Origin of the sequence: Clostridium amylolyticum (genome assembly GCF_900142075.1) — a bacterium.
GTDB classification, from domain to species: domain Bacteria; phylum Bacillota; class Clostridia; order Clostridiales; family Clostridiaceae; genus Clostridium_AA; species Clostridium_AA amylolyticum.
The window spans coordinates 139,049-161,256 of the sequence record NZ_FQZO01000001.1; the positions used below are offsets into that span (position 1 = coordinate 139,049).

Genomic DNA, 22,208 nt, shown 5'->3' on the forward strand with positions numbered 1-22,208 from the left:
AATCATACTATATGTTAATCAAGGCTTGCATTAGGTAACGGGTCATGTACTTTTTTAAATAATTTACTGATGATTCTTTCATTTTCAATGATTGGTAAGAATATAGTATCATCACTTGCGATAACCTGGTATATGTTGGAATCAGTTTTTATTAGGTAACAATTTTCTTTTTCAACGAATTCTAATTTACCTTCTAATAAATCATCTTTCGGGCCATAAAGAAGTACTTTATTATCCTGCATGATTGAAAGTCTATATACTTTTCCATTACTGGCATCTGTTGATAAATAACTTCCTGTTGAAATGGACTCTGAAACCTTATGCGGTATTAGAAAATATAAATTTAAAGAAGCTGAAAGTAGAATTATAAAGTATAAAATAAATTTTAAGATTTTTTTTCCTTTCATTTTACTAGAAACTCCTCCCATTTTTTAATTCATTAATGTTATAGGAAAATCGTTATAATATTACTCGTATAATTTCGTTACAGTATTTGTAAATATATTAATATTATACCATGAAACCCAAAAATATAGAAGGAAGATTAGTATAATGTTGTAGATACAAAAATTTCAACGTTTTAAAATGAATATAAGGAATTATTTAAAACGGCGAGAGTTCGAAAATAACATACAGAAGAATTGAAAATATAATAATAGAGTTATATTTTATTAAATAAATATAGGCTTAGGAAAAATATGCTGATAAAAAGCTCATCCGCAGTTTAAAATAGTGGATGAGCTTTTTATAATTTTTTTATTGTGATTTTCCTTTAGAAAATCCTAAGGAATCTTTTAATATTATCATAAACCATATAAGTGCTACACCTAGAACTAAGTGGCCAGTGCCAGCGATGTGATTGAGGCCTTTGAAGTCTGCACCATTTACTTGAAGAATACCTCTTACCAACATGGTAGCGCCTGTCCAAATTAAACCTATGTTATAAACAATATACCATTTATTAAAATTCTTACTTTCATAGAATTTTAAGCTTTTAGATGCTAGAGTTAATATAAAAAAGAATAAAAATCCTAAAGTTAATAAATGAGGATGTACAGTTTTTAGTGCTGTAATACCTGTAAAACCATTTAACTTAGTATACTCTCTAAAAAATACCCCCACAGATAATCCAATAATTAGATATAAAAAAGATGCATTGTAAAGTTTTTTCATAATAACAATTCCTTTCATTTTCATAATAGATATTTAATAATTATTATTATAAGATAATTATTAAATTACTTCAATAGAAAGTAGTTATATTTATATAATTTTATTAGCAGAGATTTATAAGAGCATTTTAAAAAAATTGAATAATATATTTATAATATATTAATTATAAGTTCATAAAGTGTATAGATACTTTTGGTAAGCTTAAGTAAAACGTTTAAAGGAGGATTAACATGAAAGAAAATAAGAAAATACTTTGCTTTGTAGCTGAGCTTTTTGAAGATCTCGAATTGTGGTATCCTGTACTGAGGCTTAGAGAAGAAGGCATAGAAGTTAAGTTGGTAGGAAAAGAAGCTAATAAGGTGTATAAGGGCAAAAATGGAGTTCCTGCAACTACGGATTTAGCTTTTAATGAGTTGGTTGCAAAAGATTATGATGGCGTTTTGATACCTGGAGGTTATGCACCAGACAAATTGAGAGTTATAGAAGAAGCTTTATATTTAGTTAAAAATATGGATGATATGAATAAGCCCATAGGACAGATTTGTCATGCTGGACAGGTTACTGTGTCTGCTGGAATTTTGAATGGGAGAAAGGTAACTAGCGTAAAAGCCATAAAAGACGACATGGTGAACGCAGGTGCACAGTGGGTGGATGAAGAGGTAGTGGTGGATGAAAATTTAGTATCCAGCAGAACTCCTGCAGATTTACCTGCTTATACAAAAAAGTATATAGAAGTGCTAAATAATACTAGTGTATAAATTACCTGATCTAAATATTTAAAGAAAAAGCTTAAATGACCTATGTTATTTCATAGGTCATTTATATTTGCTATAATATAAATGTATTTATATTAAGAAGGAATGATTGATTTTATGAATAAAATAATATTTCATATCGATGTTAACAACGCATTCCTTTCTTGGAGTGCTGTATATAAGCTTCAGCAAGGGGAAAAAATAGATATAAGAACCATTCCCTCTGCTATTGGAGGAGATGAAGCTTCTAGAAGAGGAGTTATTCTAGCAAAGTCTAATCCGGCCAAGAAGTTTGGAGTAGTTACTGGAGAAAGCATATTTACTGCAAAGAAAAAATGCCCAGAGCTCAAATTATACCCTTCAGATTTCAGTATTTATAGATACTATAGTCAGGAGGTCATAAGGATATTTAGTGAGTATACTCACATTATTGAAAAATATTCTATCGATGAAAGCTTTCTTGATGTTACTAACATTGTAGGAAACAATCCTTATGCTCTTGCCTTTGAAATAAAAGAAAAAATAAAAAAAGAGTTAGGTTTTACAGTGAATGTAGGAATATCTAATAATAAACTTTTGGCAAAAATGGCTTCGGAATTTGAAAAGCCTGATAAAATACATACTCTTTTTCCAGAAGAAATAAAACAAAAATTATGGCCTTTACCTGTAGGAGAACTTTTCATGGTAGGTAAAAAAGCAGAAACTAGGTTAAATAATATGTATATATTTACTATAGGAGACTTAGCTAATTATGATGTAACACTACTTAAACAAAAATTCAAAAGTTATGGAGAAATGATATGGAAATATGCTAATGGTATGGGAGAAGCTGAAGTAAATTATTCTGAAGAAGAGGCTAAGATAATAAGTAATTCCGTTACTTTACCTACAGATGTTCAAAGTAAGGCAGAAGCCAATAAGGTGTTAATGGAAATAGCAGAAAAGCTATGTAGAAGATTAAGAGACATGAATAAGTATTGCACTACGGTTTCAGTGCACATTAGGACCTCAGACTTTATAAATTATTCCCATCAAAAAAAGCTTAAAACAGCCACCAATTCCACTAAGGTAATATATGATATAGTTGCAGAACTTTTTCAAAATAAATGGCAGTATGAACCCATAAGGCTTCTAGGAATTTCCCTTTCTAACCTATGTGATGAGGTAATAGAACAAACCAGCTTTTTTCATAATTCTAATAACAATATAAAAAATCAAAAGATAGATAAGGTTATGGATGCCATTCAAGATAAGTATGGAAAAGAAGTTATAAATAGATTATCATCTTTAAATGATAAATAAAAAAATGGAAATTACATTAAAGTATGGCTAATATGCATAAAATTAATGAGTTTATTAATTGTGAATCGGGTTAATATAATAGTGTAAGCCAAAGAGATGAAAACCTCAGAAGCTTACAAATTTACCAAATCAAAACCAAAGGAGGAATAGGCAATGGCAAATAGAGTGCTAGTTCCCGAATCAAGAGAAGGACTTCGTAACTTTAGAAATGAGGTTGCAAAAGAACTTGGAGTTCCTTTCAGCGATTACAATGGAGATCTTACCTCTAGACAATGTGGTTCTGTAGGTGGAGAAATGGTAAAACGTATGGTACACGAGTACGAGAGCAAGTTAAAATAGGAAATTACTTGTACTTTCAGTAGTAAATTCAAAGCTGTAATTTAGCTTCAAGAAAGTGAGGCAGTGATTATGGTTATGGATGTACCTCCAGAAAGCATAGGCTCGTACTAAATGGAGAGGCACTTAATGTGCCTCTTTTTTAATTCTTAAAATTATGTTAAAATGGGAACAAAGGTTCGTTTTGGAAGGAAGATTTATATGGATAAGATAAAAATATTACATTTTGCAGATATACATTTTGATACCCCCTTTAGTGACTTATCTGTTTCTATAGCAGAGGAAAGAAAAGAAGATTTAAGGGAAACTTTTGGAAAAATCATTGATAAAGCTATAGAAAGTAAAGTTGATATTATATTAGCAGCAGGGGATTTGTTTGATAATACTACAGTGATGAAGACTACTTTAGATTATATGATTAAGAAATTTAACGAAGCAAAGGATATCAAAATATTTATTTCTCCTGGAAATCATGATCCTTATAATAACAAGTCCTTTTATAATCTGGTTAAATGGCCTGATAATGTTCATATATTTAAAGAGGAATACGAGGCAGTTGAAATTGAAGAATTAAATACCGTAGTACATGGTATAGGCTTTTCAAAGATTCATGAAAGAACATCTCTACTAAAAGGCATTAAAGCCTCAGATAAAAATCATATAAATATCATGGTTATGCATGGAGATATTAGCTCTAACGGAAACAATGACTATAACCCATTTACCCTACAAGAAATAGGTGAAAGTAATATGGATTATTTAGCCCTAGGACATAGACATAGCTTTTCAGGGATATTAAGGGAAAGGGATACTCATTATGCTTATAGTGGAAATCCGGAAGGAAGAGGCTTTGATGAAACTTCAGAAAAGGGAATAATAATGGGAGAAGTTTCTAAAGGTAGAGTAAATTTAGCTTTTTATCCTATACAGAAAAGAAAATACTATGTAAGTGAAATAGATATTACTGGTGCTGATAATTATGAGTATATAGTAGATACCATATTAAATACCCTTAGAGAATATGGAGAGAATAATCTTTTTAAAATAATATTAAAAGGAGAAATAGATGAATATTTTTTACTAAATAAAGGTATACTTCACAACAAGTTAGATAAAATTTTTTATTATGTGAAGCTTATAGATAACACTACTATAAAGATAGATTTAGAAAGTATATCAGATAAATTTACTCTAAAAGGAATCTATGCAAAAAAGCTATTACAAAACATTAAGGAAGAAACTGATGAAGATTATAAGATTCTTTATGAAGAGGCATTAAAGCTAGGATTTCAAGCTCTCTCAGGGGGTGAAATAAAAATAAAATGATCATTAAAAAAATAAATATAAAAAGTTTTGGAAAATTAAAAAATGAAGAAATTAATTTTATCCCAGGAATTAATGTAATATATGGAGAAAATGAAAAAGGAAAAAGTACCATTCAAGCCTTTATTAAAACCATGTTTTATGGGTTTTCAGGAAAAAGAACTAAGGATATAAAAACTAATGATAGATTAAGATATACTCCTTGGACAGGGGATAAGCCTTCAGGAGAATTAACCATTAAAATGCAAGATAATACCTTCATACTTCATAGAAGCTTTGGAGCTACTAAAAAAGAAGATAGTATTTCAGCTTATGAAGCTTTAACAGGCAATGCTATAGATTATTTAAATGATTATACCCCGGGAAATTATCTTTTAGATTTAAGTGAAGATGGCTTTGAAAAAACCCTAAATATAAAGCAGCTTAATTCATCTATAACCAAGGGAAAAGAAGATGAAATAATTCAAAAAATATCCAACCTCCAGGAAACCGGTGAAGAAGATATATCCTTTGATAAGGCTTACAATGTTCTTATGGATACTAAAAAGCAAATAACCAACGCAAGAAAAACCGGAGAACTAGACTTAATAAAAGAAAAGCTGTCTAAGCTTTATGAAGAGTATAATAATTCACTAAGATTAGGGGAAGAAAATATTGAGAGTCAGCTTAAACTTAATGAATTATATGAAAAGAGGAGCAGCTTAGAAAAAGAATTAAAAAAATTGGAATTATATAAAAAACATATGAAAAAGACTAAGATTCATAAAGAATACAAAGAACTGGTGGAATATCTTAGTAAAAGTGAAAGCTTAAAGGCTGAAAAACAACAGGTTCAAGAAGGTCTTAACTTTACAGAGGGAGTAATAGATGATTTATATATTTCTACGCTGAAAGAAGAATATGCAGCATATATACAACTTAAAGAACTTCTAGCAGAAAGAAAAGAAGAACTTAAGGCCATAAAAGAATTATATGAAGATAAAATAAAAGAAATAAATCATAGATACCAGGGCTTTATTGAGTTAGGTGATGATACTGAAAGTAAAGTGAGAAACCTACAGTGGGAAAATAATAAAATTGATTTAGAAATAAAGACTTTAGAAGAAGCAAATAAAGAAGTAGAAAAGTTAAATGATGAAATAATAAAATATAGAAATGACATGGGGACTTTTATAAAACTTGATGGTAAAAAACAGGAATGTGATAGATTGCTAATTAACTATGAGGAAAAGCTAAAGGAGTTAAAGGCAAAAGTTGAAACTTACGGCAATATAAATAAGCCTAGAGCTTCAAATACGCTTTCAACAAAGGTTCTAGTTAATTATGTGATTTTGGTTATAGCACTTCTTATAACTATTTTTACCGCTGTAGATATTATTAATATTCCTAATAAATTGATAAAGTATACAATTTTAAGCTTATGTTTTATTGCTATGGTGTTTTTTCTAATTAGATCAAAGAAGCTCAATGATATAAAAAATAGTATGAAAATCTTAGAAAATGAAGATAGAGAATTGAAAGTTCTAGAAGCACAGATAAATGAATTGGAAAATAAAATTGATGATTTAATGAAAGAACTAGAGATTACAAATTATCCAGAGTTTATTAAAGGGCTAAAAAAATACGAAGAGCTATGCAAAAAGATAGAAATAGTAAATATTAAAATAGAGGATAGAAGTAAAAATATTAATGAGCGTAGATATAATGAACTTATAGCACAAAGAGAAGACAATGAAAGGATTCTAAACACCTTATTTAAAATTACTGATTCCCATTCCATTGAAGACTTTCTAGGAAAATATAATGTGTTTAAAGATATTAATATTGAGTCAGATATGCTTAAAAGAGAAATACTAAATCATGAAAATTCTATAAATTCACTTATAGAAGAAGGTGAGAATAAAGAAAAGCTTATTAGGAAAAGACTACAAGCTATCAATATGCACAATATCCCTTTAGATAGATTTTCTATAGAAATACAAAATCTTTCAGATAAGCTTAAAAAACTTAAAGATGTGGAAAGTGAGTTTAAAGCTATAAACAATACTTATAAAGCTTTATTAAAAGATAGGGATATAGAAAGCTTAAAAGATGAAATAGGAGATATATCCTTAGAAAACTTAAATATAGAATATAAAAGTGAAGAAGAAATAGATGAGGCTTTAAAGAATCTTAACTCTGAAAATATTAGTGTGGAAAAAGACATTAAAGATTTGGAAAACTTTTTAAAGAACATTTTTTATAAGGTGTCCCCAGTGTGGATTATCGAAGAAAATATACACACAACTAAAGAGCTAATAGAGGAGCTAGAAAAGAAAGTAAAAGTCATTGAAATAGCATTAGATACTTTAATGGAAAGTTTTAAAGAAATTCAAAAAAGTTTTGGACCTCTTTTAAACCACCAAGTAACCAAGGTATTCAAGGCTATAACCAAAGATAAATATAGTGAAATAAAAGTATCTGAAGATTATAGTCTAACCCTAAGAGATAAAGAAGAAAATCTTCTTTTCAATGCAGATTATCTAAGCAGCGGAACTTTTGATCAGATATATTTATCCTTAAGGCTAGGCATTATTCATTTAATTTTTGGAGAAAAAGTTGTACCTATAATCCTGGATGATGCTTTTGTACAATATGATGATTTAAGGCTTAAGAATGTTTTAGAGTTTTTAGTATTATTATCTGAACATAAGCAGATTATTTTATTTACTTGTCAAAAGAGAGAAGTGGAAATGTTAAAGAATGTTTCCAATGTTAATGTAATAAATCTATAATTTAACGTAATAAATCTAATGATTAAATAAAAATAGCTTGATTTTATATCAAGCTATTTTTTAGGACTAAAAATTCCTTTATGTGGATATAATGTATAAATGCTAGTCCATATAAAGGAAGTGTACATTATGAAAAGAAGAATTGTAAGAATTTTAGTATGTCTATGGGTGTTCATAAGTTTCTTAGGATGTGGGACTGCTATAAAGGATAAAAATATCCCTAAGGATTCACTGCCTATAGCTCAGGAAAATGAAACTACATCTAAAGAAAACCATCTAACGGAAAGCCCTGCATCAAAGGAACCTGATTATGTGGATATAACCATATCCTCTGTAGGAGACATTTTGATTCATAGTGGAATTTATAAAAGCGCTTATGATGAAAAGAATAAAAGTTATAATTTTAATGAGCAGTTTAAGTATGTTAAGCCCCTACTAGAGAAGGCTGATATAACTATAGCAAATTTAGAAACTACTCTTTCAGGACAAGAAGCTGGTTACTCCGGTTATCCTACCTTTAATTCTCCTGATAGCATAGTAGATGCTTTAAAGGAATGTGGAGTGGATATATTGACAGCCTCTAATAATCATAGACTGGACAAGGGCGAAAAAGGCTATTATAGAACCATAGATACAGTAAGAAATAAGGGATTAGATATTATTGGTGTTAAAAGGTCAGAAGAGGAAAAAAGTTATGTTATTAAGGATATTAAAGGGGTAAAAGTAGGCTTAATAAATATTGGATATGAGAGCAAGCTTAAGGATGGTACTAGAACCCTTAATGGAATACCTATTCCTAAAAAACTTAATAACCTAATTGATTCCGTAGATTATAGCGATATGACAGAAGCTTATAAAAAAGCTGAAAAATTGGTGATGGAAACAAAATCTCAAGGTGCAGAACTACTCATCGTGTTTATGCACTGGGGGAATGAATATGAGAGAAAGCCCAATGATGGGCAAAAGAAAATGGCAAGAAAGTTATGCGAACTAGGGGTAGATGTAATTTTTGGTGGACATCCACATGTACTACAACCAGCAGAATATATAAGTGAGGGTAATAATGAAACTTTTGTATTTTATTCACAAGGTAATTTTATATCCTCTCAAAGAATTGAAACTATAAATAATGTGTATTCTGAACAAGGGATTATTGGCAATGCCACCTTAAGGCGTTATAAAAATGGCAAAAGAGAGATTATAGAAGCAAGCTATATTCCCACTTGGGTTAACCTAAAAAATTCACCTAAACTTATATATGAGGTTATACCTGCGGAGGAAGCTTTAAAGGATAAAGGGGTATTTAAAAATATAAATTCCAAGGATATAGAAAGAATAAGTTATTGTAAAGATAGTGTGGACAAACTTATGAATTCTATGGACACAAAAGCGGTATTTAAAAGTACAAAATAATAAGAGAAGCTTCTGTAATTAGTTACAGAAGCTTCTCTTATTATTGGTATTTAGGAAAAAAGCTAATGAAATTTTATGGGATGTATTGACAATAATATAAAAAGCATATAAAATCTTAATAGATGCAAATGATTTGCAAGTAGAAGGGAGAAATTTATGTTCAAGAAATTATTAACTATAATGCTGATATCTACTGTTGGGGTAGGATTATCAGGTTGTAATATAGCAGTAAATAAAAAACAAGTTAATACACAGGAGGGGAATGCCTCAAAAATAAAGATTGTGGCTTCTATAAACCCGGTGAGAGAATTTGCTCAAGCTGTGGGAGGAGATAAGGTGGAAGTTACTACATTAGTGCCTGAAGGTGTTGAAGCTCATGACTTTGAACCCAAACCTAAAGATATAGAGATGCTTTCTAAAGCCAATATATTTGCATATAGCGGGGTGGGCATGGAAGGCTGGCTAGATAAGGTGCTGCAAACCGTATCATCTAAAAAGAATCTTAATATAGTAGATACCAGTGAAGGGGCTACTTTAATGAAAATTGATGGGGATGCTCATGATGAAGATAAAGAAGAAGATCATGACCATAACGATGGAGAATATGACCCACACTTATGGCTTAGCTTAAAAGAAGCAAAAGTTCAGGCTTTAAATATAAAAGATGCACTTATAAAAGTTGATGAAAAAAATAAAGACTACTATGAGAAAAACTATACTGAATTTGCAGGCAAACTAGATTCTCTATATGATGAGTATAAGAAAAAGATTGACGCATTACCTAATAAGAATTTTGTTACAGGACACACCGCCTTCGCATATCTATGCAGAGACTTTGGCTTAATACAAAAGGGTATCAGCGGAATAAGAGCAGAAGGAGAGCCAACTCCTCAAAAAATGAAAGAGCTAGTAGAGTATGCAAAAAAGAACAATATAAAAACAATCTTCATGGAAGAAATGGCATCACCAAAGGTTTCTGAAACCTTAGCAAAAGAAGTAGGGGCAAAGGTTGAAAAGATATACACCATAGAAAACAAAGAAGATAATAAAACCTATTTAGAAATGATGAAAGACAATCTAGAAAAGATTTATAATAGTTTGAAGTAAAAAATGGCAGCCATATGAGTTATTGCGAAACAACTCATAACTCATATGGCTGCCATTACTTATATATAACCTTCTTTTTTTGCTCTAAGTGACACAGGGACTGCAACTAAGGATGCCACTATGCATTTTAATAAATCTCCAGGTAAAAAAGGGATAGTAGTTAATTTTAATATGGTATAAAAGTTAAGATCTTTATGTACAAGATACTTCATATTAAAATAGAAAAATATTATTCCAAATAAATATATTATAACTGTACCTGCCAGGGATGATAGGAAGTAATTTAGTACAGTTTTATTTAGCTTGGTGGATATGGTTCCTGCCACATAGGCACAGGCTATGAAACCTATAACAAAACCAAAAGTAGGTCTAAGGGCAAAGGTTAAGCCAGCTTGTCCATTAGAGAATACCGGTAAGCCTATAAATCCCATGGTAACATATAGTATTTGAGATAGTGCTCCACCTTTAGCACCTAGGATTAAGGCTGATAACAGGCAGAATAAACTTTGAATGGTTATAGGAACTGGTCCTATAGGAATGCTTAATTGAGCTCCTATGGCGGTTAAAGCAGCAAATAAGGCTATTAATACTAAATCTTTTGTTTTCATTTTCTTCATAATGACACTCCTTTGATAGTTAACTAATTTGTTTATATGGTTAACAATTAATATTTTAATATCAATTATGTTACAAGTCAATTAATAAGTTCAATATTAGTTGTATACAGGTTAATAAAAGGATAAAATATAATAAGTAAGGATATTCATGGTTGTATATTTTAAAAAAATATACACATATATGATTAGTGATGTATTAGGAGGCTTCTTATTAATGGGGTTTGTTATATTAGATTTAGAATTTAATAATATGAGGGGAATAGATGAATATTTTCCTGCACAAAGAGAAAATGATACAGATAACTTAGAAAATATCTGTGAAAATGAAATTATTGAGATTGGTGCAGTTAAGTACGACGTTTATATGAAGGAACTAGGGGACTTTAAGTGTTATATTAAACCAAAGATTTTTAAAACGCTTAATCCTAAGGTTCAAGAGATTACTGGTATAACAGAAGATAAATTAGTAGATGGTATAGAGTTTACTCAGGCTATGAAAGAGTTGAAAGAATTCTGTGGAGAAAATAATACCCTATGTTCTTGGGCAAAAGATGATATAGCAGAACTTATCATTAATTCTAATTATCATAGATATAAAGACATAGATTGGATTAACAAATATCTAGATATACAAGAATATTGCACTAAAGTTTTAGCCCATAAAAAGTCATTAAGCCTAAAAAATGCACTGGAAGAACTCAGGATAAAAGTAGAAGAAGATAAGCTGCATGATGCATTAAATGATGCTAGATATACCGCTGAGGTATTTAAAAGATTATATAACAGCAGAGTGGTGAAAAATTATATAGTAAATGATGTTTACAATATGCCTGCTGTGATGATAAGGGATTTTAAAGATGTGGTACTGGAGGATAGCGAAACAGAATTTTTATGTCCTAGATGCCACTCTAAAGCTGAAAAAGAACAACCACTTAAGCTTTTCAATTGGAGATTTTTAGCTTTAGGGTTGTGTCCTAAATGCAAATGCAGGCTACTTCAGGAGGTAGTTATTAAAAAAACCCTTAGTGGACAAAAAGTTTATACCAATAACAGTACTATAATAAACGAAAGCGATTATTTGAATTATAATTATAAATTTAAAAAGATAGTTTAATTAAAAGAAGGGAGGGAGGCAATTAATTGCCGTAAATATGAAAAAAAATACTACAAAATTAGCTTTAACAGCAGCTGCTATAGCGGCTTTAGTATCAATTATTAAAAAGGATAAGAAGAAAAAGGATGAGTATTCCTCTTAAGGTGCACTGGCTGCACCTTTTTATTTGAGTTCATTGTAAACAAAATATGAAAATGTAACATATGCAATTAAAGTATGATAAAATAATAGTGGTAAAATAATTTTAAGAGATAGGAAAGGATATAGTATGAATATAGCATTTTTTTTAACTCCAAAGCATGAAGTGGTTTTCGAAACTGTGGAGTCTACCATGAGGCAGGTACTAGAAAGGATGGAACATCACGGCTATACAGCTATTCCACTTATAGATAAATCAGGTAAGTATGTTGGCACATTAACTGAAGGGGATTTGCTATGGAAGTTAAAAAGCACTCCAGGGTTAAATTTTGATAATATAAGCCAAGTAAGCGTTAAAGATATTAAAAGAAGGGTAAAGCATAATAGCGTTTACATCAATGAGAATATAGAAAGTCTAATTTCCTTAGCTGCGCGTCAAAACTTTGTACCCGTGGTTGATGACAATGGAACTTTTATTGGTATAATTAAAAGAAGTGATATAATAAACTATTGTTACAAACATATGGATAAGAATTAATTTATCCGATACTAACCGCCCCTAATACCCCCACTTCTTTAAGCGGTGGGACAAGGGGAGTTAAGAATCACTTGAGATCCCTCAATTATCATTATTGGGGGATTAAATATATTTAGGGGGGGATACAATGATTACCATAATTTCACCAGCAAAAACCCTAGACTTTACTGAAGATAACAGGATTGATCTTCACTTAAAACCCTTGTTTTTGAAAGAAGCATCAATTATAGCTAAGGAACTGAAAAGCTACTCACCAGAAGAAATTGAAAAGCTTATGAGAATATCTCCTAAATTAGCTGAACTAAATTATTCTAGATATAAAGAATGGAATAAGAAGGAGACAGATAATATTAAACCAGCGATTTTAGCCTTTAGAGGAGATGTATACCAAGCTTTAAATGTGGATACTTTAAGCGAGGAAAATCTAGATTTTGCTAATAATCACTTAAGGATATTATCAGGTTTATATGGAATATTAAGGCCCTATGATACCATCATGCCTTATAGGCTAGAGATGGGTACAAGCTTGAAGTTCCATGAGTATAATAACTTATATGAATTTTGGAGGGAAAAGCTTACGGAGAAATTTCGGAAAGAGTTAAGCGGCCATAAGCATAAAGCTATAATAAACCTAGCTTCAGAAGAATATTCCAAAGCTATAAATTTTAAAGAGCTACCTAAAGATATTAAAGTAATTAATATTGACTTTAAAGAATTTAGAAATGGTAAGTACAAAACCGTAGGAATATTAGCCAAGAGGGCAAGAGGATATATGACAAGATATATACTAGAGAATTACATAGATAACCCAGAGGAGCTCAAGGATTTTGATCTGGAAGGATATGGCTTCCATGAGGATATGTCTTCTAATAAAAACTGGGTTTTTATTAGAAATTGAGAATTTAAAATTAATGAGGAAACTCGAAGAGTTTCTTTGAATGTAGTAAAAAAGAAGCTTCAGGTGAAGCTTCTTTTTTTGAGGGATAGATAAGATAAACCTTATATTTCCTCTCACTTTTCAATTCTAAATTGCTTCATAAGCTGCTGCAATATAATCAAATTCTTCAGCGTCGGTGATTTCACCATAGGTATCTTCGCTGAGACCGGGATAATAGTATAGTATAAACTTTTCATCAGCATTTTTCATGTTTTGAATTATTATATATTGTTTATCTTCTGCACAGTCCTGCAAGGTTGCTAGAACACTATATCTCTCAGATAACCCAGTCTTATTATTTGTTAGATTTAGGTAGTAGCTATTATGATGAGTTATATTAAGTTTTTCATGGTCGCATTGTGCTATGAAAGAATTTTTTCTGCATCCTAAACAGCTATTGAAATTACAGGTTAAGTTACAGTTTAGACAAGCACATTTGCTACAGTTTTCTAATTGCATAAGAGCTTCTGAGTTTTGAGATTTATAATTTTTTACAAGATCTAAGGAGTCATCCTTTTTTAAAAATCCAAAAACCCCTTTATTTTTATTTTGCTCTTCTGATGTCTCTATAAGTTTCAAATACTTATCTAGCACTGGAAGCTTTATATAATATTTTCTTTGCTTTAAGGTCTCATTATCTATAAAAGGTTTAATATTGTCAATGGCATAATTGATGTCTACATAGACTTTTCCAAAGGAATCTTTTTCTGATTTAATAAAATCTTTTTCATTCATTAGATCACCTAATTATTTTTGTATTTTTCTAGCTCAGCATCTAAATCTAGTTTATTGAGCTCTTCAAATTCCTTATCAAAATTGTCTAAGTTTGAAAGGTCTTTAAGCCCGTCTGCCATGGCTTCTTTTCTTTGAATTTTTCTTTCTATATCATCAATATTTATCTTATTGCTTGTGGATTGAACATTAGCTAAAATTTCATTAACCTTTTGGTTAGCGTCAGCATTATTAACCCTAGCAGCAGCTTCATCACGATAGCTTCTTGTCTTTTCAATTTCTTGTTCTAATGTCTTTAGATTTTCTTTAATAGCTTCAGCTTTCTTAGCAGCATCCTCATAGCTGGCTTTTAAGGACTCATACTTTTTGTCTGCCTCTAATTTTCTTTGTAATGCCTTCTTAGCTAATTCTTCGTTACCCTTAGAGATTGCAAGCTTTACCTTTTCATCAAATTCTAAGGATTCTTTCTTTGCGATTTCCATCTTCTTTTCTATTTCATGAACATTTCCTAAGATTTGTGCTGAGCTTAATTTAGCTTTATTTAAGGATTCTTCCATGTCTCTTATCTTTTGGTCTAAAAGTGCAATAGGATTCTCCATATTGTCTAATGTATCATTTACCTTTGCCTTAAACATATTTGATATTCTTGAAAAAACACTCATACATATACCTCCATTTAATTTTTATTTTCTTTTATTTTTATTAATAATATTTACGATAATACTTAACACTATCAAAAACATTATTATTTTAAATATGGTTTTTAATATTCCAAAGGAAGAATAGTTATATGGTTTACCGTAACTTCTTGTACTTCTTCCTAAGCTCCAAGGGATAGGAATAGGAACATAGGTGTTTTTAGAGCCTTCATACTTTTCATTCTGTTTTTTGCTTGTAGAACTACTCTTCGTACTTGTAGAATTATTCTTTGTGTCAGTTGATGTTTTTGGAGTAGTAGAAAAACTTCCTGATTTAAATCCTCCAGAACTGCTCTTAGAAGAGCTTTTACTGCTGGAGGAAGTGGATGGTTTTGAAGGAGTACTGCTTTTGAAGCTTCCTGATTTAAAACCTCCTGAAGATGCTTTACTTCTAGTACTTCCTCTAGGAGCTGCCCAGGCTGCAGTGGTATTAATACCTTTGCCTGCCAGGGCAAAATTATCTAGTGTAAATCCAGCAAAAACAAAGCTTAAAGTTAAAATTAAAGTTAATAGTAAAAAACGTTTTTTTCTTATCTCACACACCCCCAAAAAATACCCTAATCAGTAAAAATATATTAGCTAATCTATAAAATAATTATATGGTATAAAATACTGCATAACAAGGAATAAAATAACCCTTTAAAGGTTATAGAATGACTAATAATGCAAATTGCTGATTTTTACTGATTAAAGCTCATAATATCTAATTATTTCACCTGTTTATAGTATATTTCAAGTAATTGTAATTATTAAACAATATTATAGCACAGCTAACTAAACAAATTAACACTTTTTACAAATAACTTGTAACTTAATATAAGCTTGTATAAAATGATATTATATGAATAAAATCTAATGATATAATAGTTATTATAAGCATTACTTTAAGGAGTGATATATAAATGTCAGAAGAAATTAACAATGAAGAGTCTATGCAAGACATGATGCAGCAGTATGAGTTTAAAAAAATACATACTGGAGACATTATTAAAGGAAAGGTTTTAAAAGTAACTGATTCTGAGGTGTTTGTTAATATAAATTATTTTAGCGATGGTGTAATACCTAAGAATGAAATTACACCTTACGAAGATGAAGACTTAAATAGCATTATTAAAGAAAATGATGAAATTGATGTAATGATAATAAAATCTGATGATGGAGAAGGTAATGTATTATTATCAAAGATAAAAGCTGACGGTATCAAAGGATTAGAAGAATTAGAAGAAGTTTATAATACCCAAAAGTCCATGGAGGTCTTAGTTAAAGAAGCAGTTAAAGGTGGAGTTATAGGTTATTATAAAGGTATAAGGATTTTTATTCCCGCTTCTCAGTTAGCTCTTCATTATGTAGAAGACCTTAAGGAATTTGTAGGTAAAGAACTACAGGTGAGGATAACAGAATTTGATGAGGAAAAATCTAAAATAGTTGCATCAAGAAAAGTTATAGAAAAAGAAGAAGCAGAAAATAAAAAAGATAGGCTATGGAAAACTATTAAAAAAGGAGAAAAGAGAGAAGGAAAGGTTACTAGGATAGTTAAGTTTGGCGCTTTTGTAGATATTGGTGGGTTAGAAGGATTAGTGCATATTTCAGATTTATCTTGGAGCAGGATACAAAATCCTAATGAAGTGGTTTCTGAAGGAGATAAAGTTACAGTTTATGTTCAAGATATTGATATTAATAGACAAAGGCTATCTTTGGCTATAAAGGATGTTAATATTAACCCTTGGAAGGAAGTTAAAAATAAATTTAAGGTAAACGATGTAGTGCAAGGTAAAGTAACTAAGTTTATATCTGTAGGTGCCTTTGTAGAGATAAACCCAGGGGTAGAGGGATTAGTTCATAATAGTGAAATTACTGAAGAGAATATAGCAAAACCTTCTGATATATTAAAGCTTGGTGAAATAGTAAATGTTAAAATAATAGATATAGATTATTCTAATAATAGAATTTCTCTAAGTATTAAAAATGCATCAGAGAGCTCTAAAGAATATTTAAAATATAATGACGAAAAAGAAGATGTAACTATTGGAGACTTATTAAAAGACAAACTTAAAAATTTCAAATTTGATTAAGAAAAACCCGGTTAAGCCGGGTTTTAATTTATTCAATATGATTTAAAATATATAAAAGTAAGTAATATAGAAGTGATGTAATTAAATTGTAATAATTATTAATTATATTGTAACACAAATAGTATAACAAAATATTACTATAGAATTAGAAATTAAAAAGTATAAAGTTCGTAGATATTGGAGTGTGATGACTTGTGGAAAGAATTTTTAAAAAGAATTCATCCTATACGCGAAGTACAGTTAGTTTAATATCTGGATTGTTAATAGGTACTTTAATAACTTATTTCTTATTCTCAATAACTAATTATTATAGTTTTGGCTTTGTATTGTTATTTTCTATTATAGCATCTACATATTACATGATTAAAAAGAATAAAATGCTAAGTTCCCTTGAAGATAGTTTATATCTATTTATATTTGGATTTTATTTTGGTTTTGTAATGCTGATACCTTACTTTGTAATTATTAGAATTTGATTATTTTATAAGACTCTAAGAATACGTTTAGTATCTTTTATAACGTTTTCTTAGAGTTTTTTTGCATTGATACTATTTTATGGGGGTGTTATAATTATTTAAACATATTAAATACTATAAGGTTGGTTGATTATATAATGGATAATACTCCTGAATATTTAAAAGAAAAACATTTTAACATAAGGTATCATATAGTGATTGGGTTATTGTTTTTAGTTATATCCATGCTATATAGTTACTTTATTTTCCTGTTTATTTTATATATAATTTTTTCAATATATAGTTATATAAAAGCTAATGGGAACTATTCAAAGGAATATAATAAAGCATTGAAATATTATAAAACATCTAATTATAGCAACTGTCTTAATACCATAGAAGATATGTCTACAAATTATGTTATTGAGGATAATATTAAAATAATAAAGGCTTTATGTCATTTTAATTTGAATGAATACCAGGATTATATAAAAGATATTTCTGAGGTGAAAAGTAAGGAATCCAATAATGATTTATATATATTATTAAATAAAGCAGTTTCATATAAATATTTAGGTGAAAAACAAAAAGCTTTAGAAGTATATAATTATTTAGAAAAAGCTTTTCCACACAGTCCATTAATAAAAGAATCCATTATGGAAATAAAAAATCAAAATTAAAAAATTATTTCAATGAATTAAGAGGTGATATTCCATGAAGGCATTAAATAATATTGAACCTATAAAAGTTTTTAAGTTTTTTGAAGAAATATCTCAAATACCTAGAGGTTCAGGCAACGAAAAACAAATTAGCGATTACCTAGTTAATTTTGCTAAGGAAAGAAATTTAGAAGTTATTCAAGATGAAGCATTAAATGTGATAATTAAAAAAAGAGCTTCAAAAGGATACGAAAATGCCCCTGTTACCATTATACAAGGTCATATGGACATGGTATGCGAAAAGAACAGAGATACTGTACATGACTTTGAAAAGGATCCTATTAAATTAAGGATAGATGGAGATTATGTCTATGCACAAGGTACTACACTAGGTGCAGATAATGGTATTGCTGTAGCTTATGCGTTAGCAATATTAGACTCTGAAGATATACTTCATCCTGCATTAGAAGTTATTATAACTACTGAAGAAGAAACAGGCATGGGAGGAGCTCTTGCTTTAAACCCAGAAAATATTAAAGGAAGAGTATTATTAAATATAGATTCCGAAGAAGAGGGAAAACTACTGGTAAGCTGTGCTGGAGGAATAAGAAATAAAGTTTCGCTGCCTATTTCCTGGGAAAGCTTTAGTGCTGAATATGAGGCCTTAGAAGTTCAAGTTAGAGGGCTAAAAGGTGGACATTCAGGTATGGACATAATTAAGCAAAGAGCTAATTCTAATAAAATTATGTCTAGAATATTAGCTGATATAAGTAAGGTAATAGACTTTAGAATAATATCTTTAAATGGTGGTTCTAAAACTAATGCTATACCTAGAGAAATGGATGCTATATTGGCAGTAAGAAAAGAAAATGTTAAAGGCTTAGAAGAAGCTTTGAATAAGTGGAATGAAACTTTATCTAATGAATATACAGTTTCAGATCCTGATATTAAAGTATCTATTAAAGAATATGAATATGCAGTAGAAAAAGTATTCTCGAAGGATAGTACAGATAAGGCTATAAAGCTTTTATACTTAATTCCTAATGGTATACTTACTATGAGTTTAGAAATTCCTGGATTAGTTCAAAGTTCCACCAATCTAGGGGTGGTAATCACTGGTGATGAAGCCATAGAATATCATAGTGCAGTTAGAAGTTCTGTAGGAAGCTTAAAAGAAGATGTTCTGGTAGAAATAAGTATGCTTGCAGAACTCCTAGGAGCTCATTATGAAGCTAAAGCTGGTTATCCCGAATGGCAATATGATCCTAACTCAAAAATAAGAAGTTTAAGTGAAGAGGTATATAAAAATTTAACTGGTAAAGATGCTGAAATTGTTGCCATTCATGCTGGCATAGAGTGTGGATTGTTTAGGGAAAAGTTTGGAGAAATTGATATGATATCCTTTGGACCAAACCTATACGATGTACATACTCCCAATGAGCATATGAGTATAACATCAGTTAAAAACCTTTGGCAGTTTATCATTGAATTATTAAAAGAAATTAAATAGAAAAAGTGAGGATTTTAACTTAAATTAAAATCCTCATTTTTTATTGGTAAAAAAATTATTTGCCATATGCCTTGAATCTTTATTATAATAACATATAATAAAGATATATACCTATGGCGGTGATTTTTTGAATATTAATCTTAATATAGGATTGAGAATTTACAAAACAGCTTTCTCAATCTTTTTATGTGTACTGATTTCAAATCTTCTAGGCATATCAGCTTTTTATCCTTGTATAGCAGCGGTAATTTCCATGGAAAGTACTGTGATAAACTCTTTTAAAGCAGGAGTAAACAGAATGCAAGGCACACTTTTAGGAGCAGTGATTGGACTAGCGTTTAGCAGTATAAAGCGAAATAGCCCTGTTTTATGCGCTTTGGGAACCATAATAATAATAGTAGTGTGCAACAAATTTAAATGGAAGAAAGCTGTAGTTATTTCATGTACGGTATTTTATGCTATAATGATAAATCTTTCTCAAAAAACTCCATTTGAATATAGTTTCAATCGTCTTTTAGATACCTCCATTGGAATTGTTATATCCGTGGCTGTAAATTACTTGATATTTGCACCTAAGATTCATGAAAGAGTAGGAGACTTATATTTAAATATTAGATATAATATAGAAGACAAAATGAGATTTTTAATAAAAAACCATTATATAGAGGAATTAGGGGATTTAAGAGGACTTTTAGATAAATATAATTCACTAACTAAATCCCTTGAACAGGAGACGGTTATTTATAGGGAAGAAGATATAAGCGATGATATGGAAAGGCATATAAGTTCATTAAAGTATTTTGAGATGATATACATATATTTTGAAGCTTTAAGTATGGTTAATTATAATAGGTGCTGCATTAGCAAGGAAAACCTAGAAGCTTTAGAAATAATATTAGGGGATAAGTATAATTATAATTTAGACAACACTATGAATAATGAGGAGAATATAATATATAATTATAATATAAAAAAGATTATACAAGCATTTAAATCTGCTTAAAATTTATTGTGTTAGTAAATTGGGGAAGGTATAAAAATGAAAAAAATCGATAAGATAAGATTAGCAATTCTAATAGTAATGGTATTTACTGTATCATTATTGATGTTTAAGCATTGGGGATTTATTCGGAGACTTTCGGTTCATAAACTTGTAAGATATATAGAAAGCAAGGGACCATTGTCAGCTTTAGTTTTTCTTATAATATTTGCTTTAAAGCCATTCTTCCTGGTATTACCTTCGGCTATGATATCTGTAGTGGGAGGAATATTATTTGGACCTATAAAAGGACTGCTACTAAGCGTAATAGGATTTTATTTATCAGGAACCATTGCCTACTGGATCTCTAGGCTTTTAGGACGTTCTTTCGTAGAAAAAATATTAGGGAAACGTGCATTAGCGCTGGATAACAATTTGGAGAAAAATGGATTTAAGATTTTGCTTTTGTTAAGATTACCACCAGTATTACCTTATGACCCTTTAAGTTATACTTGTGGTTTAACTAAAATTAAATACTGGGACTTTATATTTGCTTCCGTTATTGGAATATTGCCTGAGACCACATGTTATTCTTTTTTAGGTAAGAATATTTTTAAACCACTATCTCCACAGTTTTTAATTCCTTTAGCATTTATAGTAATTGCAACTATTTCATCTACTTATTTCTTTTCAAAATCTAAAAGTCTCTCTGGAAATAAAAATTAAATTAAGTTATATATTAAGTTTGGGAATCTATTTCTCAAACTTTTGTTTTTTAAAAGGATTTTATAATAAAATGTAGAATTATTCTTTCATGAGGTGATATTAATGTTGAGTTTTAGTGTGATCAACCAAGATATATCCATATCTAGTATAGTGAAAGAAGATATACTTAAGGTCCAAAAGTGGATAGAAAAACAAAATCATTACCTTGATGAAAGTTTTTATGTTAATTCTTTAGATGTTAATGAATTTATAAAAAGATTTATTGAGTATTACGTGTGTGAAGATGAGATTTTTTTGAAGATTGTAAGAGATGGTAACATCATAGGTATAATTAAAGGCAGAGTAGAAAAGAAAGAGGAAATGGAATTATTTATATGGTTTTTTATGGTGGATTGTGATCTCAGAAATAAAGGTATAGGGAAAAGGGTGCTAAATATAATTGCTGACCATTGCACAAAATCTATTGGAGTAAATGTCCTTGCTGCAGGGGTGTGCTCTTCTAACTTAAAAGCTATTAAGTTTTGGGAAGAAAATAATTTCAAAAAGGTAAGAGTTACTAAGAACTTTTTTGATAATATAAATAAGGATCTTATTGTATATAGAAGGATTTTATAAAAAAATCCTTAATAAGTTAATATTTTATTAACAAAACTAATAGATAATTTGTTTTTCTAAAAAATATAATATAGTGTAAGGCTGAATCTCAATTATTGAGTACGGAGTAACCAATTAAAGAGGTTAATCTGGGCTTTTTCTATATTGCAGTGAGCAATTGATTTTTTTAGCACAGTAGGTAGTGACTTTAAAACTAAACCTGACAGCTAACTCCGGAAGCCAGAAGGGAGGGGGA

The 22,208-nt window shown here is 29.7% G+C and carries 23 protein-coding genes and 1 riboswitch; of the genes, 17 read left to right on the top strand and 6 right to left on the bottom strand.

Going from position 1 to position 22,208, the window contains the following annotated elements; all coding sequences use genetic code 11:
• Positions 1 to 14: 14 nt before the first annotated feature.
• Together BUA82_RS00720 and BUA82_RS00725 are read right to left on the bottom strand one after the other, a co-directional pair.
• Entirely contained in the window at positions 15 to 407 is a 393-nt protein-coding gene (locus BUA82_RS00720) for a hypothetical protein (RefSeq protein ID WP_073003817.1), read from the bottom strand.
• A gap of 349 nt (positions 408 to 756) precedes the next feature.
• Positions 757 to 1,173 (bottom strand): DUF2871 domain-containing protein, encoded by a 417-nt coding sequence (locus BUA82_RS00725; RefSeq protein WP_073003818.1) that lies wholly within the window; start codon positions 1,171 to 1,173, stop codon positions 757 to 759.
• Between the two features lie 230 nt (positions 1,174 to 1,403).
• Between BUA82_RS00725 and BUA82_RS00730 the strand changes: the two genes are divergently transcribed.
• From BUA82_RS00730 to BUA82_RS00760, 7 genes are all read left to right on the top strand, one after another.
• Entirely contained in the window at positions 1,404 to 1,931 is a 528-nt protein-coding gene (locus BUA82_RS00730) for a type 1 glutamine amidotransferase domain-containing protein (protein WP_073003819.1), read from the top strand.
• A gap of 114 nt (positions 1,932 to 2,045) precedes the next feature.
• On the top strand, positions 2,046 to 3,230 hold the full coding sequence (locus BUA82_RS00735; RefSeq protein WP_073003820.1) for a Y-family DNA polymerase: 1,185 nt from the start codon (positions 2,046 to 2,048) through the stop codon (positions 3,228 to 3,230).
• A gap of 153 nt (positions 3,231 to 3,383) precedes the next feature.
• Positions 3,384 to 3,569: an alpha/beta-type small acid-soluble spore protein gene (locus tag BUA82_RS00740; protein WP_073003821.1), complete on the top strand. Its 186-nt coding sequence runs from the start codon at positions 3,384 to 3,386 to the stop codon at positions 3,567 to 3,569.
• Positions 3,570 to 3,767: 198 nt separating this feature from the next.
• Positions 3,768 to 4,892 carry a metallophosphoesterase family protein gene (locus BUA82_RS00745; protein WP_073003822.1) on the top strand — a complete coding sequence of 375 codons (1,125 nt, stop codon included), beginning with the start codon at positions 3,768 to 3,770 and terminating at the stop codon, positions 4,890 to 4,892.
• Positions 4,889 to 7,663, top strand: a complete 2,775-nt coding sequence (locus BUA82_RS00750; protein WP_073003823.1) for an ATP-binding protein — start codon at positions 4,889 to 4,891, stop codon at positions 7,661 to 7,663. Before BUA82_RS00745 ends, BUA82_RS00750 begins: the two co-directional genes overlap by 4 nt.
• Before the next feature lie 129 nt (positions 7,664 to 7,792).
• Positions 7,793 to 9,076, top strand: a complete 1,284-nt coding sequence (locus BUA82_RS00755; RefSeq protein ID WP_073003824.1) for a CapA family protein — start codon at positions 7,793 to 7,795, stop codon at positions 9,074 to 9,076.
• Between the two features lie 156 nt (positions 9,077 to 9,232).
• Positions 9,233 to 10,183 (top strand): metal ABC transporter substrate-binding protein, encoded by a 951-nt coding sequence (locus tag BUA82_RS00760; RefSeq protein WP_073003825.1) that lies wholly within the window; start codon positions 9,233 to 9,235, stop codon positions 10,181 to 10,183.
• A 59-nt stretch (positions 10,184 to 10,242) separates the two neighbouring features.
• Here the strand turns inward: BUA82_RS00760 and BUA82_RS00765 are convergent, their stop codons facing one another.
• On the bottom strand, positions 10,243 to 10,800 hold the full coding sequence (locus tag BUA82_RS00765; protein WP_083599712.1) for a biotin transporter BioY: 558 nt from the start codon (positions 10,798 to 10,800) through the stop codon (positions 10,243 to 10,245).
• A 214-nt stretch (positions 10,801 to 11,014) separates the two neighbouring features.
• On the opposite strand from BUA82_RS00765, the gene BUA82_RS00770 reads away from it, so the two are divergent.
• From BUA82_RS00770 to yaaA, 3 genes are all read left to right on the top strand, one after another.
• A complete protein-coding gene (locus BUA82_RS00770; protein ID WP_073003826.1) occupies positions 11,015 to 11,914 on the top strand; it encodes a 3'-5' exonuclease in 900 nt (299 codons plus the stop codon).
• Between the two features lie 268 nt (positions 11,915 to 12,182).
• Positions 12,183 to 12,590, top strand: a complete 408-nt coding sequence (locus BUA82_RS00775; RefSeq protein ID WP_073003827.1) for a CBS domain-containing protein — start codon at positions 12,183 to 12,185, stop codon at positions 12,588 to 12,590.
• Positions 12,591 to 12,717: 127 nt separating this feature from the next.
• The gene (yaaA, locus tag BUA82_RS00780; RefSeq protein ID WP_073003828.1) at positions 12,718 to 13,488 is read left to right on the top strand and encodes a peroxide stress protein YaaA; all 771 of its coding nucleotides are present in this window, start codon (positions 12,718 to 12,720) and stop codon (positions 13,486 to 13,488) included.
• Positions 13,489 to 13,614: 126 nt separating this feature from the next.
• Here yaaA and BUA82_RS00785 read toward each other — a convergent pair whose 3' ends face one another.
• From BUA82_RS00785 to BUA82_RS00795, 3 genes are read right to left on the bottom strand one after another with little or no spacing between them, the layout of a single operon-like run.
• Entirely contained in the window at positions 13,615 to 14,262 is a 648-nt protein-coding gene (locus BUA82_RS00785) for a DUF1292 domain-containing protein (RefSeq protein WP_073003829.1), read from the bottom strand.
• An 8-nt stretch (positions 14,263 to 14,270) separates the two neighbouring features.
• Complete coding sequence (locus BUA82_RS00790; protein ID WP_073003830.1) at positions 14,271 to 14,921, bottom strand: PspA/IM30 family protein; 651 nt, start codon at positions 14,919 to 14,921, stop codon at positions 14,271 to 14,273.
• 21 nt (positions 14,922 to 14,942) lie between these two features.
• The gene (locus tag BUA82_RS00795) at positions 14,943 to 15,500 is read right to left on the bottom strand and encodes a hypothetical protein (protein ID WP_073005066.1); all 558 of its coding nucleotides are present in this window, start codon (positions 15,498 to 15,500) and stop codon (positions 14,943 to 14,945) included.
• A 359-nt stretch (positions 15,501 to 15,859) separates the two neighbouring features.
• Here BUA82_RS00795 and rpsA point away from each other — a divergent pair, with 359 nt between their 5' ends.
• From rpsA to BUA82_RS00825, 7 genes are all read left to right on the top strand, one after another.
• Entirely contained in the window at positions 15,860 to 17,029 is a 1,170-nt protein-coding gene (gene rpsA, locus BUA82_RS00800; RefSeq protein WP_073003831.1) for a 30S ribosomal protein S1, read from the top strand.
• A 194-nt stretch (positions 17,030 to 17,223) separates the two neighbouring features.
• On the top strand, positions 17,224 to 17,505 hold the full coding sequence (locus BUA82_RS20400; RefSeq protein ID WP_143148544.1) for a hypothetical protein: 282 nt from the start codon (positions 17,224 to 17,226) through the stop codon (positions 17,503 to 17,505).
• 137 nt (positions 17,506 to 17,642) lie between these two features.
• Positions 17,643 to 18,164, top strand: coding sequence for a tetratricopeptide repeat protein (locus tag BUA82_RS00805; RefSeq protein ID WP_073003832.1), 522 nt, complete (start codon positions 17,643 to 17,645; stop codon positions 18,162 to 18,164).
• Between the two features lie 34 nt (positions 18,165 to 18,198).
• Positions 18,199 to 19,653, top strand: coding sequence for an aminoacyl-histidine dipeptidase (locus tag BUA82_RS00810; RefSeq protein WP_073003833.1), 1,455 nt, complete (start codon positions 18,199 to 18,201; stop codon positions 19,651 to 19,653).
• Positions 19,654 to 19,780: 127 nt separating this feature from the next.
• The gene (locus tag BUA82_RS00815) at positions 19,781 to 20,656 is read left to right on the top strand and encodes an FUSC family protein (RefSeq protein ID WP_073003834.1); all 876 of its coding nucleotides are present in this window, start codon (positions 19,781 to 19,783) and stop codon (positions 20,654 to 20,656) included.
• Positions 20,657 to 20,692: 36 nt separating this feature from the next.
• Complete coding sequence (locus tag BUA82_RS00820; protein WP_073003835.1) at positions 20,693 to 21,358, top strand: TVP38/TMEM64 family protein; 666 nt, start codon at positions 20,693 to 20,695, stop codon at positions 21,356 to 21,358.
• A gap of 102 nt (positions 21,359 to 21,460) precedes the next feature.
• A complete protein-coding gene (locus BUA82_RS00825) occupies positions 21,461 to 21,973 on the top strand; it encodes a GNAT family N-acetyltransferase (RefSeq protein WP_073003836.1) in 513 nt (170 codons plus the stop codon).
• Positions 21,974 to 22,042: 69 nt separating this feature from the next.
• A riboswitch (cyclic di-AMP (ydaO/yuaA leader) is annotated at positions 22,043 to 22,208 on the top strand.

Bases quoted from the DNA above. Each gene is read 5' to 3' on its own strand.
- BUA82_RS00725 (WP_073003818.1), bottom strand. From the start codon at position 1,173: ATGAAAAAACTTTACAATGCATCTTTTTTATATCTAATTATTGGATTA.
- BUA82_RS00745 (WP_073003822.1), top strand. From the start codon at position 3,768: ATGGATAAGATAAAAATATTACATTTTGCAGATATACATTTTGATACC.
- BUA82_RS00730 (WP_073003819.1), top strand. From the start codon at position 1,404: ATGAAAGAAAATAAGAAAATACTTTGCTTTGTAGCTGAGCTTTTTGAA.
- BUA82_RS00740 (WP_073003821.1), top strand. From the start codon at position 3,384: ATGGCAAATAGAGTGCTAGTTCCCGAATCAAGAGAAGGACTTCGTAAC.
- BUA82_RS00720 (WP_073003817.1), bottom strand. From the start codon at position 407: ATGAAAGGAAAAAAAATCTTAAAATTTATTTTATACTTTATAATTCTA.
- BUA82_RS00735 (WP_073003820.1), top strand. From the start codon at position 2,046: ATGAATAAAATAATATTTCATATCGATGTTAACAACGCATTCCTTTCT.
- BUA82_RS00805 (WP_073003832.1), top strand. From the start codon at position 17,643: ATGGATAATACTCCTGAATATTTAAAAGAAAAACATTTTAACATAAGG.
- BUA82_RS00820 (WP_073003835.1), top strand. From the start codon at position 20,693: ATGAAAAAAATCGATAAGATAAGATTAGCAATTCTAATAGTAATGGTA.
- BUA82_RS00775 (WP_073003827.1), top strand. From the start codon at position 12,183: ATGAATATAGCATTTTTTTTAACTCCAAAGCATGAAGTGGTTTTCGAA.
- rpsA (WP_073003831.1), top strand. From the start codon at position 15,860: ATGTCAGAAGAAATTAACAATGAAGAGTCTATGCAAGACATGATGCAG.
- BUA82_RS00755 (WP_073003824.1), top strand. From the start codon at position 7,793: ATGAAAAGAAGAATTGTAAGAATTTTAGTATGTCTATGGGTGTTCATA.
- BUA82_RS00765 (WP_083599712.1), bottom strand. From the start codon at position 10,800: ATGAAGAAAATGAAAACAAAAGATTTAGTATTAATAGCCTTATTTGCT.
- BUA82_RS00825 (WP_073003836.1), top strand. From the start codon at position 21,461: ATGTTGAGTTTTAGTGTGATCAACCAAGATATATCCATATCTAGTATA.
- BUA82_RS00790 (WP_073003830.1), bottom strand. From the start codon at position 14,921: ATGAGTGTTTTTTCAAGAATATCAAATATGTTTAAGGCAAAGGTAAAT.
- yaaA (WP_073003828.1), top strand. From the start codon at position 12,718: ATGATTACCATAATTTCACCAGCAAAAACCCTAGACTTTACTGAAGAT.
- BUA82_RS00810 (WP_073003833.1), top strand. From the start codon at position 18,199: ATGAAGGCATTAAATAATATTGAACCTATAAAAGTTTTTAAGTTTTTT.
- BUA82_RS00770 (WP_073003826.1), top strand. From the start codon at position 11,015: ATGGGGTTTGTTATATTAGATTTAGAATTTAATAATATGAGGGGAATA.
- BUA82_RS00760 (WP_073003825.1), top strand. From the start codon at position 9,233: ATGTTCAAGAAATTATTAACTATAATGCTGATATCTACTGTTGGGGTA.
- BUA82_RS00785 (WP_073003829.1), bottom strand. From the start codon at position 14,262: ATGAATGAAAAAGATTTTATTAAATCAGAAAAAGATTCCTTTGGAAAA.
- BUA82_RS00750 (WP_073003823.1), top strand. From the start codon at position 4,889: ATGATCATTAAAAAAATAAATATAAAAAGTTTTGGAAAATTAAAAAAT.